This is a genomic window from Glutamicibacter sp. B1 (genome assembly GCF_039602135.1).
Lineage (GTDB): Bacteria > Actinomycetota > Actinomycetes > Actinomycetales > Micrococcaceae > Glutamicibacter > Glutamicibacter ectropisis.
This window is the reverse complement of the sequence record NZ_CP125942.1, coordinates 2,383,419-2,400,375: the sequence shown is the minus strand read 5'-3', so window position 1 is coordinate 2,400,375 and position 16,957 is coordinate 2,383,419. Positions and strand designations below refer to the sequence as shown.

General features: G+C 55.0%; 15 protein-coding genes. 10 read left to right on the top strand and 5 right to left on the bottom strand.

Annotation, left to right across the window (positions count from 1 at the left end; all coding sequences use genetic code 11):
* The first annotated feature begins 86 nt into the window (after nt 1-86).
* The 4 genes from guaA to QMQ05_RS11205 all read left to right on the top strand — a co-directional run bounded on the left by guaA (nt 87) and on the right by QMQ05_RS11205 (nt 7,555).
* Nucleotides 87-1,673: a glutamine-hydrolyzing GMP synthase gene (gene guaA, locus QMQ05_RS11220; RefSeq protein ID WP_345470086.1), complete on the top strand. Its 1,587-nt coding sequence runs from the start codon at nt 87-89 to the stop codon at nt 1,671-1,673.
* Between the two features lie 372 nt (nt 1,674-2,045).
* Nucleotides 2,046-2,495: a hypothetical protein gene (locus tag QMQ05_RS11215; RefSeq protein ID WP_345470084.1), complete on the top strand. Its 450-nt coding sequence runs from the start codon at nt 2,046-2,048 to the stop codon at nt 2,493-2,495.
* Between the two features lie 522 nt (nt 2,496-3,017).
* Entirely contained in the window at nt 3,018-7,238 is a 4,221-nt protein-coding gene (locus QMQ05_RS11210) for a DUF4011 domain-containing protein (protein ID WP_345474723.1), read from the top strand.
* On the top strand, nt 7,238-7,555 hold the full coding sequence (locus tag QMQ05_RS11205; RefSeq protein ID WP_345470082.1) for a hypothetical protein: 318 nt from the start codon (nt 7,238-7,240) through the stop codon (nt 7,553-7,555). Before QMQ05_RS11210 ends, QMQ05_RS11205 begins: the two co-directional genes overlap by 1 nt.
* A gap of 8 nt (nt 7,556-7,563) precedes the next feature.
* Here QMQ05_RS11205 and QMQ05_RS11200 read toward each other — a convergent pair whose 3' ends face one another.
* Nucleotides 7,564-8,274, bottom strand: coding sequence for an SAF domain-containing protein (locus QMQ05_RS11200; protein ID WP_345470080.1), 711 nt, complete (start codon nt 8,272-8,274; stop codon nt 7,564-7,566).
* Between the two features lie 88 nt (nt 8,275-8,362).
* A complete protein-coding gene (locus tag QMQ05_RS11195) occupies nt 8,363-8,977 on the bottom strand; it encodes a 5-formyltetrahydrofolate cyclo-ligase (RefSeq protein WP_345470078.1) in 615 nt (204 codons plus the stop codon).
* A gap of 86 nt (nt 8,978-9,063) precedes the next feature.
* Here QMQ05_RS11195 and QMQ05_RS11190 point away from each other — a divergent pair, with 86 nt between their 5' ends.
* Both QMQ05_RS11190 and QMQ05_RS11185 read left to right on the top strand, forming a co-directional pair.
* Nucleotides 9,064-9,684 carry a GNAT family N-acetyltransferase gene (locus QMQ05_RS11190; protein WP_345470076.1) on the top strand — a complete coding sequence of 207 codons (621 nt, stop codon included), beginning with the start codon at nt 9,064-9,066 and terminating at the stop codon, nt 9,682-9,684.
* 180 nt (nt 9,685-9,864) lie between these two features.
* A complete protein-coding gene (locus QMQ05_RS11185) occupies nt 9,865-10,725 on the top strand; it encodes a hypothetical protein (protein ID WP_345470074.1) in 861 nt (286 codons plus the stop codon).
* Between the two features lie 86 nt (nt 10,726-10,811).
* Here the strand turns inward: QMQ05_RS11185 and QMQ05_RS11180 are convergent, their stop codons facing one another.
* Nucleotides 10,812-11,318 (bottom strand): Lrp/AsnC family transcriptional regulator, encoded by a 507-nt coding sequence (locus QMQ05_RS11180; protein WP_345470072.1) that lies wholly within the window; start codon nt 11,316-11,318, stop codon nt 10,812-10,814.
* Nucleotides 11,319-11,429: 111 nt separating this feature from the next.
* Here QMQ05_RS11180 and QMQ05_RS11175 point away from each other — a divergent pair, with 111 nt between their 5' ends.
* From QMQ05_RS11175 to QMQ05_RS11160, 4 genes are all read left to right on the top strand, one after another.
* Nucleotides 11,430-11,900 carry an NUDIX hydrolase gene (locus QMQ05_RS11175; RefSeq protein ID WP_345470070.1) on the top strand — a complete coding sequence of 157 codons (471 nt, stop codon included), beginning with the start codon at nt 11,430-11,432 and terminating at the stop codon, nt 11,898-11,900.
* A 46-nt stretch (nt 11,901-11,946) separates the two neighbouring features.
* Nucleotides 11,947-12,846, top strand: coding sequence for a glycine betaine ABC transporter substrate-binding protein (locus tag QMQ05_RS11170; protein ID WP_345470068.1), 900 nt, complete (start codon nt 11,947-11,949; stop codon nt 12,844-12,846).
* A gap of 109 nt (nt 12,847-12,955) precedes the next feature.
* Nucleotides 12,956-14,176 carry a pyridoxal phosphate-dependent aminotransferase gene (locus tag QMQ05_RS11165; RefSeq protein WP_345470065.1) on the top strand — a complete coding sequence of 407 codons (1,221 nt, stop codon included), beginning with the start codon at nt 12,956-12,958 and terminating at the stop codon, nt 14,174-14,176.
* A gap of 209 nt (nt 14,177-14,385) precedes the next feature.
* Nucleotides 14,386-15,249, top strand: a complete 864-nt coding sequence (locus QMQ05_RS11160; RefSeq protein WP_345470063.1) for a PPK2 family polyphosphate kinase — start codon at nt 14,386-14,388, stop codon at nt 15,247-15,249.
* Nucleotides 15,250-15,266: 17 nt separating this feature from the next.
* Here QMQ05_RS11160 and QMQ05_RS11155 read toward each other — a convergent pair whose 3' ends face one another.
* Both QMQ05_RS11155 and xseA read right to left on the bottom strand, forming a co-directional pair.
* Nucleotides 15,267-15,497: an exodeoxyribonuclease VII small subunit gene (locus tag QMQ05_RS11155; protein ID WP_345470060.1), complete on the bottom strand. Its 231-nt coding sequence runs from the start codon at nt 15,495-15,497 to the stop codon at nt 15,267-15,269.
* A 22-nt stretch (nt 15,498-15,519) separates the two neighbouring features.
* Nucleotides 15,520-16,782, bottom strand: coding sequence for an exodeoxyribonuclease VII large subunit (gene xseA / locus QMQ05_RS11150; RefSeq protein WP_345470058.1), 1,263 nt, complete (start codon nt 16,780-16,782; stop codon nt 15,520-15,522).
* Nucleotides 16,783-16,957: the final 175 nt, after the last annotated feature.

Sequence of the window (16,957 nt, the reverse complement as noted above, 5' to 3'; positions counted from 1 at the left end):
GATTTGAGGCGATGACTTGCCACTAGGTGACGCTGATGACAGCGCTCCGACTGTTTCACATGCGATGAACCGCGTAGACTGTAACGGTGACTACTGCTCCCCTCAATCCAGAACATAAGCCGGTTCTGGTCGTCGACTACGGGGCCCAATACGCGCAGCTTATCGCTCGTCGTGTACGTGAGGCCCGTGTGTACTCGGAGATCGTTCCGCACACCCTGTCCACTGAAGCCATCTTGGCCAAGAACCCTGCAGCGATCATCCTTTCCGGTGGTCCTTCCAGCGTTTACGCCGATGGCGCCCCATCCGTTGGGGCCGACCTGTTTGAAGCCGGCGTGCCGGTCTTGGGCATCTGCTACGGCTTCCAGGCCATGGCTAACGCCTTGGGCGGTACCGTTGCAGAAACCGGCCTGCGCGAGTACGGCCGCACCGCAACCACCTTTGAGGGCGAAGCCCGTTCGATCCTGGCTGGCGCCGCACAGGCCCCAACCGTATGGATGAGCCACGGCGACGCTGTCTCGGTGGCCCCAGAAGGCTTCGAAGTGCTGGCCACCACCGCCGGTGCTCCGGTAGCTGCATTCGCTAACGAGGCCAAGCGCCTCTACGGTGTGCAGTGGCACCCAGAAGTTAAGCACTGCGAGTACGGTCAGGACGTTCTAGAGAACTTCTTGTACAACGGTGCAGGGCTAAAGGGCGACTGGACCGCGGACAACATCGCTGATGAGCAGATCGAGCGCATCCGTGCTCAGGTCGGCACCGGTAAGGCCATCTGTGGCCTGTCCGGCGGCGTGGACTCGGCTGTTGCTGCAGCACTGGTTCAGCGCGCCATTGGCGACCAGCTGACCTGTGTCTTCGTCAACCACGGCCTGCTGCGCGAAGGCGAAGCTGAGCAGGTTGAGAAGGACTTTGTCGCTTCCACCGGCGCAAAGCTCTACATCGCTGACGAACGCGAACGCTTCCTGTCGGCACTGGACGGTGTCACCGACCCAGAAACCAAGCGCAAGATCATCGGACGCGAATTCATCCGTGCTTTCGAAGCAGCTGAAGCGGCGATCATCGCTGAAGCTGCCTCCGAGGGTGAACCAGTGAAGTTCTTGGTTCAGGGCACCCTGTACCCAGACATCGTGGAATCCGGTGGCGGCGAAGGTACCTCCAACATCAAGAGCCACCACAACGTGGGCGGCCTGCCAGAGGATCTGCAGTTCGAACTGGTTGAGCCACTGCGCACCTTGTTCAAGGATGAGGTTCGCGCGGTGGGTCGCGAGCTTGGTCTGCCAGAGGAAATTGTTGGCCGTCAGCCATTCCCTGGCCCAGGCTTGGGTATCCGTATCATCGGTGCAGTGAACGAAGAGCGCCTCTCCATCCTGCGCAAGGCCGACGCGATTGCTCGCGCTGAGCTGACCGCTGCAGGATTGGACGAGGAAGTCTGGCAGATGCCAGTAGTACTGCTCGCTGACGTACGTTCGGTAGGCGTGCAGGGTGATCACCGTACCTACGGCCACCCAATCGTGCTACGTCCGGTGTCCTCCGAGGATGCTATGACCGCCGACTGGTCGCACCTTCCTTATGATCTGCTCTCGAAGATCTCCAACCGCATAACCAATGAGGTCGACGGGGTTAACCGAGTCGTTCTGGACGTGACTTCCAAGCCACCAGGAACCATTGAGTGGGAGTAATCCCATAGCTTGAAATTCCCCTGTTCTTCGCCATCTTCGTGGCGAAGAACAGGGGAATTTTGTGTTCTGATGGATGAATGTAGATTGAAAATAATTATGGAATTCCATGCGCCATTAAAATCGCAGGACGCACTGCCTTGCAAAAGGCGTTCCGGCAAGAACTGATGGCACAAATCAGTAATAAGTGGAACCACATTTTCCAAGCGCGACATCAATGGGGATCCGTTCAAAAGCTGCCGACCTATTAGTCAAGGTAGCAAGCAAGGTGAAACTCTACAGGGACGATAAGCTTGTGCAGGAATATCGATCGGTGTACATGGGCAAGACGATTGTTGCGAAAGTGCCGAAAAATACTGGTCAGATCTCCGATGGATGGGTGAAGTAAAGATGGCGGATTCTAAGCTACTGGACTCGATAGAGGCTGGCCGTATCGATGAAGCGGTAGCCACTGCTATTCGTCGACAACCCGATTTTTTGCTTGAAGATTTTGACTACGAACGCATAAGCTACAACGCTGAATCTTATTGGGAATTCACTAAAGCCTGGATTGAGGCTGCGGCTAGCCTAGACCAACCCAAAATCGCCAGATGGGTTGTGGACATGGCTTTAGGAGAATTTGCGTACTTGGAAATTCAATCCGAAGCGGCTCAGATGTTGGTAGATTCGATTCACGAGGCCAAAGGTTTTCTGGCCAGTTTGATTCAGGACGTTTCTGTACTATCGGATAATCCCGATGCAGGGTTGACCAAAAATCAAGTCCGAGAGTTGAACAAGGCGGCCTTGCTGCTCTCGCAAGTAACAATTCCAGGGGCCAGCTACTAGAAAACGCGTCGAGAAGTCTTGCAATGACGATCTGCTCCTGCAATTTCAGGTAGTTGGCCCAAGCTATTGTTCTGTACGCTATGCATTTATCTACTCGATCGCACCAATTGAGCTAGGCGGCATCATGTTGTGCTTTGACGTCTCGTCGAACGACGTACTTTTGGCATTGAAGCCGGAAGTAGAGACGAATAGTTTAAACGCACCAAATGGTAGTTGTCGTATGTCTCTGGCTGCTCGTTCACTAAACTATGATTGGGCTCGATTTGTTTCGATGATCGCACGCCCGCTTTGAAGACGTAGTTCAGCTTTAAGAATGCGATCACTCCGGATTCCATAAAAATCGACATCGAATAGTCCAATCTAGCTTTGCGAAACATGAACGCCAACACAAAGAGCAAACGGTTCCGCTTCTCCCAGTTAAAACGTGTTTCGCACCCCTGATCTTCAGGGCTTGTGCACTACGTTAGAAAGAGGCGTATCTGCACCGTAGTGCGCCTGAAAGTGGTCGGTTCAGTGAAGGGAATGACTGTCGTGGCTAGTGGACAGAATGCTGCCGCCGAGCGGGTAGCAACCTGGGTGAAATCCCTAGGACAAAGTGCGGGTGCCGATACCACCTTGCGGTTTGCTCCCTCGACGTCCAACAGCATTGACATCACCCACGCCAACCCATCGGGGCTGGCGCAATTTCTTGCCGGACGACGCACCCGTCTATCCACCCTGCTTCATGACGCAGAACAGTATGCGACAGCACGTCGCACTGCACGTGCCCTCGCATCAAAGATCAGTGAGCTCTGGGATGAGCGTGGCATCGATGTCGGCTACCTAGCCGCCGGTGTCGCCAACTGGCGTGCCGTACATGACGGAAAGAGCGAGCCGGTCTCCGCTCCGATCATGCTGGGTCGTATCACCCTGACTAAGCACATGGATGCCGATGACTACGACCTGCAGTTAGTTGGTCGTGCCACCGTATCCCCAGCATTCGTACGACAGTTCGAGGCCGATCACGATGCCAAGGTCGATGTTAATGCGGTAGACGCCGCCGCCTATTCCATTGCTCGCTTTGATCCGGTGCGTGGCATGGATGCGCTACGCCACCAGATGGCCGAAGTTCCTGGCGTTGTCGTGGGCCACCGCCTACTGCTGTCCACCTTCTCGGAATTGATGGACCCTGCCGACCCAGCCAAGCTCACTGGCTCACACCCGGTGATTGAAGCACTGATTCGTCAAGATTTGAATGAACAGCAGGCCAAGAATGCTGCTGATTCCAAGGCTTCCGAAGCGCTTGCGAAGCTCGTAGCGGCCAAGCCGGGCAACGACGCAGCGACGAAATCGGAACAAGAGAAATCTTCCGAGGCGACGAGCGAAGAAACCTCCAAGGCAACTAGCGCAAAGTCGGATGAGTCCAAGGCGCCGGAAGAGGGCGGCTCGCGCCTACGTCGGGTGCGCAACATCCTCAAGGACAGCACCCGCCCACGTAAACAATCGGGGAATGCTGAAGAACCTTCAACTCGCAAGGTGCACACCGGAAGCACCACGCTGGCCAAATCCTCGGATGAGCGCGACCCAGAAGAAGAGCTTTACCTGCTGGATGCTGATGAATCCCAGTCGAAGATGCTGGACTACATCGCGGCCGGCGAATCCGTAGCCATCAATGCTGCTGCCGGTACCGGTGCAACCCAAACTGCACTGAACGCCGCCGCACTACTGGCCGCTCAGGGCAAGCGTGTCCTCGTGATTGCAGAACAGCGTTCTGCCGCCGAAGAATTTGTGCAGCGTTTCAACCAGCAAGTAGATGCCGCCAGCCTACTTTTGGAACCGAACGAGGATCCGGAAGCACTGCGCACCTTGCTGACCAAGGCCATTTTGCGTAATGAAAAAGCCACCGAACCGCAGTTGGGTTCAATGTTCAAGCGCCTGCGCGAATCGCGTCATGCACTGCACGAACACGTTAAGTCCCTGCACTCGGTCCGTAGCCGTTGGGGTTGCTCGCCCTACCAGGCCATGCAGGAGTTGGCACGCCTCTCGGCACTGGAACCAGCACCATCAACAACCGTCCGTCTGAAGCGTTCGGTCCTAGATTCTATGGGCCAGCGTGGACATGTTGCCGCGCAGCTCAAGCGAGCGGCACAGCTTGGCGCCTACTCCAAGGCACACACCACCAGCCCGTGGCACGGTGCGCCTCTGCGCAATGCCGAAGCAACCGAACAAGCACTGAACCTAGCCAGTGGTCTGGGACGTGACTTGCCGATCCTTCATGAACACATGGAGAAGATTGCCAAGCAGTCGCAGATCCGTCTGGAAGATAGCTACGACAAGTGGGGTGACCAACTACAGCTGTTGGTCGCCGTACGAGGCTCGTTGGACAAGTTTGAGTCCGACATCTTCGAAGGCGACATCGATGATTTGATCGCTGCCACCGCAACCAGTGCATGGCGTCGCGAACACGGTGTCGAAATGGGCTCTATTGTTCGTTCCCGCCTACGCAAGATTGCCAAGGAATACGTCCGCCCGGGCATGCATGTCGCTGACCTTCAGGCAGCTCTGCAGGCAGTGTCTGTGCAGCGTGACGCTTGGCGTGCCATCGCCACCAGCCAGCGTAACCCGCAGGTACCCGGCGGATTACTGGATGTTGAAGCCGGCTATCACGACGCTGGGGCCCGCATCGACAAGCTATCTAGCATGCTCCCACCAGCCTTGGGCTCGCGCTTGCGCGAAATGCCTATCGCTGAACTGCTCGATACCATTGCAGCCTTGGTTGACCGCCGCGAAGATCTGGGAGAGTTGCCTGAGCGTACGCTGATCTCTGAACAGCTCACCGAAGCTGGTTTGGGCGATTTGCTCGATGACTTTGCTGAGCGTGAGATCGATGCTGATGCTGTTGATAGTGAACTAGAGCTGGCATGGTGGCAGTCCGTCCTGGACGCCATGATTTCCGGTGATGACTTCCTGGCCATGAACGACGGCTCCAAACTGGAGAAAATCGAGGCTGATTACCGTCTAGCAGATGGTGCTCACATCGCCGCCGGCCCGCAGCGCATCCGCTGGGCCCTGTCTCGCAATTGGAAAGCTGCTCTGGCAGACCATCGGGCCGGCTCACGTGCCCTGCGCGACATGCTGAAGTCTGGTGCCCCAAGCATTGCTGGACTCTTGCAGCTAGGTGCACCGCTTGCTAACTCGTTGACCCCGGTCATCGTTTCAGCTCCGTTGCTGCTGGGTAGCGCCCTTCCAGAAGACGCCGAATTTGATGCGGTGATCCTCCTGGAGGCAAACTATCTGGCGTTGCGTGAAGTCCTTGATGCGCTACGTCGCTCCAGCCAAGTCATTGCTATCGGTGATGAAATGCTGGGCGGTCCAAAGCACTTCGAAGTTTCTGTTGACCCCACCGCGCGTGCGGTGGAGCGCAAGCAGGAACGCTCGGCACTTTCTGTACTCAACAAGGTGCTGGTTTCCGGCTCACTGTCCACCGTATACCGAGGGATTGATGAGGGACTGGTGGAACAGCTGTCCACCACTTATTACGATTCCAGTATTTCGCGCTTGCCGATGGCCGTGAACATCAGTGGAAATTCACCACTGTTGCGTAGCGAATACGTGCCTGATGCCACCGGTTCACTGGCTAATAGCGAAGATGGCGTGCAGACCACTGCTGCCGAAGTGGCTCGCGTAGTTGACCTTGTCTTTGAGCACTTCAAGAATCAGGGACGCGAGTCCCTAGCTGTGATCGCGTCGAACCGTAGCCATGCGGCAGCCATTGCTGAGGCGATTCGTGTTCAATTGCCAAATCACAAGTACGCCATGGAGTACCTGCGTTCTAAGCATGAACCGTTTGTGGTCACCACCATGGACCGATTGATTGGCTTGCGCCGAGACGCCGTAATCTTCGCTTGGGGCTACGGCCGCACGCCACACGGCAAGACGCTGCATGAATTTGGTGCTTTGTCGCGTGAAGGTGGCGAGCAGCTCTTCGTTGCTGCGATGACTCGTTCACGAAGCCGCATGACCCTAGTTTCCAGCCTGTTGCCGGGCGATGTGGATCTGAACCGCGTCTACCGTGGAGCCCGTCAGTTCTTTGAACTCTTTGGACGCGTTGAGGCTGGCGACTCGGGAGTCAGCGCCATGCGAAACCCACGCTTTGATCCATTGGTTTCTGATCTGGCCCGCCGCCTACGCGAACGCGGAGCCATTGTCGCAGAAGATTATCGCGGTGTCCTTGATCTCTCAGCCCACGTCTTTGAATCAGAAAACAGTGGTATTCGCCCACTGGCCGTGGTTTACGACGGTACCGAACACTACGCTGAGCTTACTGTTCGTGAACGCAGCCGACTGCGTCCTGAATTCTTCGAAAAGCACGGCTGGCGTTATGTTCCATTGTGGACCATTGATGTCTTCACCGACCCAGGATCGGTGACCGAAAGACTGGCTAAGGCCCTGCAACTGCAGCCGTCCACCAGCGCAGCACCCGCCGAAGACTCATCTTCGCGTAGCGCCGTGGCAGCGGCCCGACCCGTTTCGGCCCGAGACGTCACGACTGAGCCGGCTCCAAAGGAAAAAACTGGACTGCTGAAGTCAGCGAAATCCAAGTTGGACCCTAAGGCTGAGGTGCAGTCAAAAGCGACAAAGGACAATGTAGCCGAGAGCAACGAAGCAAAGGATTCTAAGGCGGTAGTTGAAGAGCCGAAGCCGGCCACCCCGGCTCCGGTACCAGCAAGCCAAAATGCTGAACAATCGGAGTCCAAGAAGTAATGACCTCTGGATCAGAACCAACGCGCGGTCGTCGTAAGCGACCGCGCGTTGTCGCACCGCCACAGCATCTGGAACAACGCGTGCAACTCACTGGTAGTTACACGCCTGTTCCACACTCAGCATCGGTGAACCGAGCCCTGGCTGAGCCACAATCAGCTGATGGTACGACTTCCGATGCTACTGGCAACAAGTCACAACGTAGTACGGATCCTTTGGCCGAGTTCGTTGCGAAGGACCAAGACCCTCGACAGTGGGGCGATGCAACCGAAGACCTCGCCGAGCTCATGAAACGCGAGAAACCCCCGCACTGGGGCTAACGGCTCGGTCAATTAACCAAGACCGCCGAAACTTTCCCACGGGACACGGCACCGGAAAGATCATCCGAGAGACTGCTAGCCGCAGCAACGACGATTATTCCTTCGCCGCTGGGGGAGGCGCTATTGAGCATGCCAAATTCTGAATTGGATGCACTTTGTGGCACCCAGAGCACAGGCACCGCCTTAGCAATGGTGCTGGAGGAAATCTCACGGTCAAAACCGTCACCAGTGGTCAAGACAATATCGACCAGTTGGCCTGGATGAAGCAGTGTCACCGTAGCTGGATCGCTGAGGCGTAAGGGAACAGCAACCGTTCCGTTGATGGTGCCAGCCAGTAGTTGTTCACCGACCAATGCATACTTACGAATCACCGTCCCCGCGCTGAGCCCAACAGCGATACGCTGACCAACCAATTGTTCAGGGGAATCAAATACTTCGTTATCCTCAGGGTCTAGGCGTACCGTCTGAACTGAGAGATGATTGGCAACAATTTCACTTCCCGCCGGAATATCACTAGAGACGACGACTACTTCACGTTGGGTTAATTGGCCTGAAGAGAAAACGTTGAGTACGCCAGCCAGTGCTAAGAGTGCAAAGGCCATCGCGAGAGGTTTACGGTAACGCCTCAGCAGTTCACTGCGAGTACGTGCTGGACGAATCTTTGGTTTCGGAATAGCTGGTGGTCTGGGTGCCGTGGTGGATCTAAAGAATAAGCTCATGGCACCATGCAAGCTGTAACTGGCCGACTCACGGACTAAGTGGCCACGAATTGTGTGTAAGGCTTGGGGAGCTTGGCTGCGTGGAAACCTAAAGGATTTGGTGAACTTTTTCTGGCGTGAACACCAAGTCCACTGGCTGGTCATGTTCCGCGACAGCGAAAGTCCCCGCCGGGACATATTCATTCTCGTAAACAACCGCCGCGACTCTCACTGGTGAATCCGCGATCTGCGGTAGGAAGCGATCATAATAGCCACCGCCTTGTCCCAAACGGAGCCCCTGCTCGTCAATGGCCAAGGCTGGGATGATCAAGGTATTGATGTCGTCAAAGAGTTCGGTGCCAAACCGTGGACCCACTGGTTCCATCACTGGAGCCAAAGAACTGCGCTGGAACTCGATGCCCGGGGCGTAGGCGGCCCAAGATAAGGCGAATTCTGGCTCGCACACCGGCAGGAAGACTTCGATGCCTTCATCCACCAAAGCATCGAGGAGTTTCAGGGTTTCTGGTTCGCCGGGGGAGGACATGTAAGCTGCGACCTTGCGAACGATTCCGGTGCTTTGCCTCAGATATCCCAGAACCGTTTCGGCCAGTTTTTCGCCTAGTTCAGTGCGCGACCGAGCCTCGATGCGATCTCTGGCCGTGCGGATTGATGCACGTACAGCCTTCTTTTGGGAGTCGTGATTCTTCGCAGGGTTCACAGTCATGACACCAGCTTACGCACAACGCAACGAATTGCACCTGGTCTGCAACGCAATGCGTTTAAATCGTTGAAGAGTATTACGATGTGCTCATGTTCTTCTCTCGTCGTGCCACACAGCTGGTCCCCGAATTGAGCTCGGATCGATTGCTGTTGCGTCAGTTGACCATGCGTGATGAGAACGAATGGATCACCCTGCGTTATGCCAACGCGCAATGGTTGCAGCCCTGGGATCCCACCAATCCGATGGGGCCACCTGAATCGATTACCTTTCGACAAATGATCACAGGCAAAGATCAAGCAGCTCGCGAAGGCACCGGTTACTCATGGGCCATCGCCCTGCCACAATTGCACCAATCCAACCCACCGTTGATTGGGCAGGTGTCATTGTCCTCAGTTCAGTATGGTGCCGCGCGCACAGCATCCATTGGTTATTGGATTGACCGTAGTCATGCCGGGTTTGGTCTCATGCCAGAAGCTTGTGCGCTGGTGATTGATCATTGTTTTAATGATCTTCAGTTGCATCGGCTGGAGATCAATATCCGTCCGGAAAATGCGCCCAGTTTGAGAGTGGTCGAAAAGTTAGGGTTCCGTGACGAGGGAGTGCGTCGTGCCTTCTTGCATATCGACGGAGCGTGGCGTGATCATCGAACCTTTGCCTTGAATCGGGAAGAGCTTTCCAGCACCATGCTCGAACGCATCTACGAACGCTGAGTCCAAAAGCGTGTTGCTTGACTCCAGCAGTCCACAAAACGTTGAAAGTAGTGCCGAAAACTTATAGACACACCGACATATGTGCGTGTCACCGCAAGAAAGGTTGCATAGGGTTGATTTGAAAGAGCCGTACTCGGTTCTATGAGATTTGACCGACTCAATCGGTGATGGAGGACGCACATGGCTGGCACGTCACAGAGCGCTTCGCAGGAAGTTGCTGCGACCAAACTCAAAATACGTGTGCGTTATGGCCGATTGTCCGTCGCACTAGTCGGAGCGCTGGCAGTCGTTGCAACCGTAATCGGTGTCATTTTGGCTCCATTCACCGCATTATCGTTCGGTACGGTTGGTATCTTCGCCCTAGTTGCCGTGCTGTCCTTTGCTACCTTGCGTATGCTCGCAGTGCGTGACCGTAACCGCAAGCTGCTAGAGCACCTCGAAGCTACCCGACAGAAGGCCTTGCAGACTCCTGCTTTTGAAGATTCCGCTAATCAGGTCATCAACCGTAAGCGTGAGGCAGATGAAGTCTTTGATGCTCGTCCGGGATCTTCTCGCCGTGCACCAGCCATTACCGCCGAGGAACTTCGTGCCGAAGCATTGCGTGTGGCGCATGGCCATGGTGGAGTGAAGCAGCCCGACACTTGGGCTCCAACCCGGGTGCCGAAGCCAACCTATGTTGAAGCATCTGAGCGTATCGCCAAGGCAGCAAAGAATGCTGATGAAGCTGTTGCTCCTCGTGTCAAGAAGGCTCCACTTCCAGCTGAAGAGCCACTTCGTCCAAGCAAGCAGATTAGCCTGAAAGCTTCAGAAGATGCCAAGCGTTTGGCTTCTGAGGTTTCCGCGGAAGAGCGTGCAGCCGTGACTTCGGTAGCGGCCAAGCGTGCCGAGAGCGTCAAGGAAGCAGCTCCCAAGGAGCCTGAAACGCCAGCTGCGGAGACCGTCGCACCAGTGACCGGAACTCTGCCTGCAGCTGATCTGTCAGTTTCAAACACCAAGCCACGTTTGAACTTAGATGCGGTGATGCAGCGCCGTCGCGCCTAAAACATTGACTCGCATGCAAGAAAGGCCCTCACTGAAAATCAGTGAGGGCCTTCCTTGCATCTAATGCTTTTGGTGAGAAACGCTAACTAACTCATCGAGTCTTCAGAAGGCAACGGTCCACGGTTTCCGTGGTGATGAGCAAAGACCAGTGTTGTTTCGGTATGACCCACCGATTCATCGGTTGCTAGGTTATCGAGCACCCAATCGCGCAAGTGATCAGTGGAACCCACCGCAATATGCAGAAGATAGTCAGTGCCACCTGAAACGTGGAACATTGACAGGACCTCGGGAAGGCGAGGAATGCGTTCGACGAAGGTGTCGATCTTCTCGCGGTCATGAGCGCGAAGCTTCACCGAGATTAATGCCTGAACTGTGCGACCTACCGCTCCAAGGTCTACTTCAGCGTGGTAGCCGGTGAGAATGCCTCGCTCAACTAAGGAACGTGTGCGCAGCAAAGCGGTGGAAGGAGCAATGCCAGCCCGCTGAGCGAGCGTTGCATTGGAGATACGCGCATTGGCTACCAATTCGTCGATGATGATTCGATCGATTTCATCTAGATCGACGTTTGAATAATTCTTTGAGTGCGGGGACATAAGAATATTTCATCACATCCGGGAGCCTTCAATGGGATATTTGGCGAATAAGCTAGCTCACGCCCTAACTGATGGGGAAAATAACGGTGAACAAACCGATATATTGGGGATATGACACGACGTTCAGAGCACACCGGTGAATTCTTCGATACCCGACTCGCAGCCTACTGCTTGGTGGAACACGATGGAAAGATCCTATTGACGCTCTGGGATATGCGCCATCGCGATCCGAAGTTCATCCCTCGCTGGTCCTTGCCTGGTGGAGGCATCGATCTAGGCGAACCTATTATCGAGGGTGCCAAACGCGAAGTCTATGAAGAGACTGGCTATGCAGTGGGGGACCTAACCCTTCTAGATGTCACCACTGGGGTGATACCGGGAGCCAAACGCTACTCGGGTGACGGGCACCCCATGCAAACTGTGGCGGTGACCTATCGTGCGACGCTCACCGGTGGCGAATTACGTCATGAGGTCAACGGCTCCACCAGCCAGGCTGCATGGTTCACCCGTGAAGAAATTCAGCAGTTGAATTGTATTGAGCGGGTGGACAACATTCTGCGACTGACCGCACCTCGCGATTAGCCGTTGAATCAAAAGACCCTGCCATAGAATCAATAGGGATATGAACTTGCGAAAAACCTCCCGCCTTGCTGTCCTCAGCGTTGCCCTATTGTTGCCTCTAACTGCCTGCACTGACCAAGATCAGAGCACTGATGCTTCTTCGGACCAGAATGTTGTTTTGAAGTTGGCGCGCGGTAATGAGCCGGTGGAGCAGGCCATGGGCGAGGTATACAAAAACGCACTGAAGGCTAAAGGCTTCGAAGTTCAAATCAACAAGTCCACGGATGATCCGTACCAGCAAGTACTTGATGGCGAAGCTGATATCGCTGTGGACTACGCTGGCGAAGCGCTGAGCATGGCCAAAGATGCGTCAAGCATCACCGGTGAAGACGGTGTACTTTCAGTCGATGAGCTAAAGAACCTGCGTTCGGAAATCAACGACTCGAACGATTCCATCGAAGCCCTAGACCTCAGTAACGCGGATTCAGGAAAAGTCCTGGTGATGAGCCCGGCCGAGGCTGAAACCCATAGCGTTGATTCCTGGTCGTCACTAGCTGCAGCATGCGAAAAGCTCACCATCATTACCGACGATTCCGAAATCACAAACTTGGAAAGCGGTTTGAAAACTGCAGGCTGCCAGAAGCCTCAGCTCTCCGTGGTTCAAAGTGATGACCTGGCGACCCAGCTGCGTGCCTCCGTGGACCGAGCAGTCGCAATGAGCGCGGGCAACGCGATGATTTCCGATGAAGGATTTAAGAGCATCTCCGATACCGCCAAACTTTTTGATGCGCAGCCAATCATGCTGCTGGCCAGCAACAACGTTAATAACAAAGCACGTGGAGAATTGAACAAGGTCACCGGGCAACTCTCACAGCAGACCCTAGTGGAACTAAACCGAATGGTCAGCGAGCCCGGGGCGATGAAGCCCGCGCAGGCGGCGAACCGCTGGGAATGGATTATCGAGTAGCACGCAGTGGCACTGCTCTAGTAATTCGACCCCCAAGGATTTCGGCCGCACCCGAAGGCGGTCGAGTAATAAGGTGTGTTCTGCACACCTGACATGAGAAAGTGTAATCATGGCAGAATTCAAGCAATCGACGAAACTGCACAACGTGCTGTACGACATCCGTGGCCCGCTCTTGGAGCACGCCCAGCGTATGGAGTCCGAAGGGCACCGTATCCTGAAGCTGAACATCGGCAATCCCGCGCCGTTCGGCTTTGAAGCGCCTGACGCGGTGCTTGTCGACATGATTCGCAACCTGCCCAACGCCCAAGGCTACTCTGATTCTCGGGGCATCCTCTCGGCCCGTACCGCAGTATCGCAGTACTACCAGACCCGCGGTATCCAGACCATCGGTGTGGATGACATCTACCTAGGCAATGGCGTTTCCGAGCTCATCACGCTGTCGTTGAATGCGTTGCTGAACAATGGGGACGAGATCCTGATTCCTGCCCCAGACTACCCGCTGTGGACCGCATCGGTTTCGCTAGCTGGTGGCACCCCGGTGCACTACTTGAACACTGAAGAAGAGGGCTGGCTTCCTGACCTCGAAGATATGGAAGCTAAGATCACCGATCGCACTAAGGGCATCGTGATCATCAACCCGAATAACCCCACCGGTGCGGTGTACCCGAGGGAAACCCTTGAGGGCATTCTGGAACTGGCACGCAAGCACGGGCTCATTGTGTATTCGGACGAGATCTACGAAAAGATTCTCTACGATGATGCCGAGCACATCAACACCGCTTCGTTGGCCGATGACGTGCTGATCCTGACTTTCTCCGGTTTGTCTAAGGCATATCGTGTTTGTGGTTTCCGTGCTGGTTGGATGGCAATTTCCGGTCCAAAACATCAGGCTGCAGATTACATTGAAGGCATTAACCTTCTGACCAATATGCGTCTGTGTGCCAACGTTCCAGCACAGCACGCAATCCAGACCGCATTGGGCGGGTATCAGTCCATCAATGACTTGATTCTGCCTGGCGGACGACTCTTGGAACAGCGTGATGCTGCCTATGATTTGCTGACCGCAATTCCAGGTGTCTCGGTGCAAAAGGCCAAGGGTTCGCTGTACATGTTCCCGAAGCTGGATCCAGAAGTGTATCCGATGCATGATGACGAGGTATTTGCCCTTGAACTGCTCAAGGCGCAGAAGATTCTGATTACTCAGGGCACGGCCTTCAACTGGGTCCGTCCCGATCACTTCCGCTTAGTGACGCTGCCGAACGTGCGGGATCTGACCGATGCTGTAGGTCGTATTGGACAGTTCCTCGAAGACTGGCGAGCTCGCGCTTAGCCACAGAAGTCAACACCATCGCACGTTCATTTTTGAACTCGTGCGATGGTGTTTTCTTATGCCCAGAATCCGAGGGGTAGACGATGAGAATTATCGATTCTTGAAATTTATCGAAGTTCTGTTTCATTCTTCGAGACAGCATTGAATAATCCCAGTACGCTGGCAAATACCTAGATTTACCGTAGTGAAGTCCAAAGAAGGAGTATTCCTTGAGCTCATACCCAAAGAATCTGATCAAGGCGTTACGCGCGGAGCCAGATCTGAAACTCTCACAGCGGGCTACTAAAAATCCTGACTGGTGGCCCAAAGATGCGCCGCAGGACAAAAAGGCTGCACAGAAGCGGATGGATAAGATTGCTCAGCCGCTTTCAGATCTTCAAGAACGCTTCTTTGCTGCGTCAGTGCAAGGAGAAGAAGCACCGGCAGTATTGCTGATTCTGCAGGGTATGGATACCTCAGGCAAGGGAGGCATCGTCCGCCATGTGATGGGTATTTTGGATCCGCAGGGCGTTGAGCATCATGCGTTTAAGGCGCCGACTAAAGAAGAACTAGCTCACGACTTCCTATGGCGTATCACTAATGCGTTGCCAGGTAACGGCAAAGTGGGAGTCTTTGACCGGTCCCATTATGAGGATGTCTTGATTGCCCGAGTCAAAGAACTGGTCAGCGCAGAAGTTTTGGACTCTCGTTATTCCAAGATTGTGGACTTTGAAAAGCAGCTAGTTGAGCAGGACATCCTTCCGATCAAGGTGATGTTGCACATCAGCAAAGACGAGCAGTACAAGAGACTTTCTGAGCGCCTCGAACGCACGGATAAGCATTGGAAGTACTCGCCGGGGGATATTGACGATCGCTTGCTCTGGGAGGACTACCAGCAGGCTTACGAGATCGCCATCAACCAGACCGATAGCAAGACTGCGCCGTGGCATATTGTCCCGGCTGATCAGAAGTGGCGAGCCCGCTTATGCGTGGCCGAACTATTGCTTGATACCTTGCAGAAAAACACTGTGCCATGGCCAGAAGCCGACTTTGATGTGGCCGGCGAAAAGGCCCGCTTGGACGCCACTAAGTAAGTTGCGGAAGCCCGCGACTATTCAGAATTGGAGTCGACCTGCTTAGCGCGGGCTTGCTCAAGTCGCTGCGAAACGCCGTTGAGCCAGTTTTCGCAGTGAGTTGCCAAGGCTTCACCGCGCTCCCATAGTGCGAGTGAAGCTTCCAGTGCGACGCCACCGGTCTCCAACTGGTTGACGACTGTTAGCAGCTCTTCACGGGCTTGCTCGTAGGAGAGCTTGGCAATGTCGTCAGGGATTTGTGCATTCATCGTGGCTCCAGATTAGTTTGAGTTAGTTCGCGGCATCGCCGGCAGGAATTGATTCGGTTGTATGGGCGACCAGCTGTCCCGATGCCAACCGAATGAAAACTTCGGTGTTCACCGGCGCATCGCTGGCTTCACGCACAATATTGCCGTTGGCCAGTTGGGTGACCGAGTAACCACGGTCCAAGGTTTGTTGCGGTGAGAGGGCTCGGACTTGTGACTTCAGATGGGATATCTCATCCCGTGCTCGTTGCACTCGGTAATGCAATAGATCGCTTGAACGTTGCCTGTAACGTGCCAAGTCTTCGGCACGCGAGGTCACCATGACTTGTGGGTTAGCCAGTACGGGGCGTTCACGCACCGCGGCGAGTAATTGCGCTTCACGTTCCAACAGATTGTTGATGGAACGTTCAAGACGGTTTCGAGCCATTTGCAGTCCGGTGAATTCCTCATTCAAATCCGGGACAATACGCTTGGCAGCATCCGTTGGTGTCGAAGCCCGAAGGTCTGCCACATCGTCGAGGATGGGGCGGTCAGCCTCGTGACCGATGGCCGAGACCACCGGAGTCTGTGCAGCGAACACTGCGCGGACCAAGTCTTCATTTGAAAATGGCAGAAGATCTTCGAGCGCGCCACCGCCACGGGCTATCACGATCACATCAATTTCAGGATCCGCATCTAATTCTCGCAGTGCAGCCATAACCTGGTTGGCCGCATCAACGCCCTGCACCGCGGTATTGATGATCCGGAACTGTGCTGATGGCCAGCGGAGGGTGGCGTTGCGCAGTACGTCCTTTTCCGCATCCGAATCGCGACCGGTGATCAGGCCGATTCGTCCGGGAAGTACAGGAAGTGCCCGTTTGTGTCCGGGGTCGAAGAGCCCTTCGGCACCTAACGCTTGGCGCAGTCTTTCTAGACGGACCAAGAGCTCTCCCAAACCCACCGGGCGTAGGTCGGTGGCGTTCAGTGAAAGTCGTCCGGTTTTGGCATAAAAACTGGGTTTGACGCGGGCCACAACACGAGAACCCACTTGTGGCGTGGTCTCCAGCTTGCGCATCACCGAGGACCAGATGGTTACCGAAAAAGAATTATCGGCATCCACGTCACGTAGTGTCAGGTAAGCATGACCGTTACGCACATTGGCTTCCAGCAGCTGTCCTTCAACCCAAGCAAAGGGGGAGTTCTCAATATGGATTTTGAGCTTTTCCGAAAGGATTCTTAACGGCCAAGGATTCTCCGCCGTGGTTTGACCGGCGGTGCTTGGCAAGCTCGCTGGTGTTTGGGGCTCCATACGGGCCGCTCCTTGAGAATCGAGACGTGGCACCAGCCTGCGCGATCGCTGCTGCACAAGTGAGACTACCGCATCACCCCGACAGTTCCGCGGATTACCGGAAGCGCGATGGAGTCAAACAAGGTGGAGGGTTGATGTCAGAACGGGTGAAGTTTGTGGTCATTTTCCCTATACA

Bases quoted from the DNA above. Each gene is read 5' to 3' on its own strand.
- QMQ05_RS11195 (WP_345470078.1), bottom strand. From the start codon at position 8,977: ATGACTGTGAACCCTGCGAAGAATCACGACTCCCAAAAGAAGGCTGTA.
- xseA (WP_345470058.1), bottom strand. From the start codon at position 16,782: ATGGAGCCCCAAACACCAGCGAGCTTGCCAAGCACCGCCGGTCAAACC.
- QMQ05_RS11190 (WP_345470076.1), top strand. From the start codon at position 9,064: ATGTTCTTCTCTCGTCGTGCCACACAGCTGGTCCCCGAATTGAGCTCG.
- QMQ05_RS11215 (WP_345470084.1), top strand. From the start codon at position 2,046: ATGGGTGAAGTAAAGATGGCGGATTCTAAGCTACTGGACTCGATAGAG.
- QMQ05_RS11205 (WP_345470082.1), top strand. From the start codon at position 7,238: ATGACCTCTGGATCAGAACCAACGCGCGGTCGTCGTAAGCGACCGCGC.
- QMQ05_RS11180 (WP_345470072.1), bottom strand. From the start codon at position 11,318: ATGTCCCCGCACTCAAAGAATTATTCAAACGTCGATCTAGATGAAATC.
- QMQ05_RS11210 (WP_345474723.1), top strand. From the start codon at position 3,018: ATGACTGTCGTGGCTAGTGGACAGAATGCTGCCGCCGAGCGGGTAGCA.
- QMQ05_RS11155 (WP_345470060.1), bottom strand. From the start codon at position 15,497: ATGAATGCACAAATCCCTGACGACATTGCCAAGCTCTCCTACGAGCAA.
- QMQ05_RS11200 (WP_345470080.1), bottom strand. From the start codon at position 8,274: ATGAGCTTATTCTTTAGATCCACCACGGCACCCAGACCACCAGCTATT.
- QMQ05_RS11165 (WP_345470065.1), top strand. From the start codon at position 12,956: ATGGCAGAATTCAAGCAATCGACGAAACTGCACAACGTGCTGTACGAC.
- QMQ05_RS11185 (WP_345470074.1), top strand. From the start codon at position 9,865: ATGGCTGGCACGTCACAGAGCGCTTCGCAGGAAGTTGCTGCGACCAAA.
- QMQ05_RS11175 (WP_345470070.1), top strand. From the start codon at position 11,430: ATGACACGACGTTCAGAGCACACCGGTGAATTCTTCGATACCCGACTC.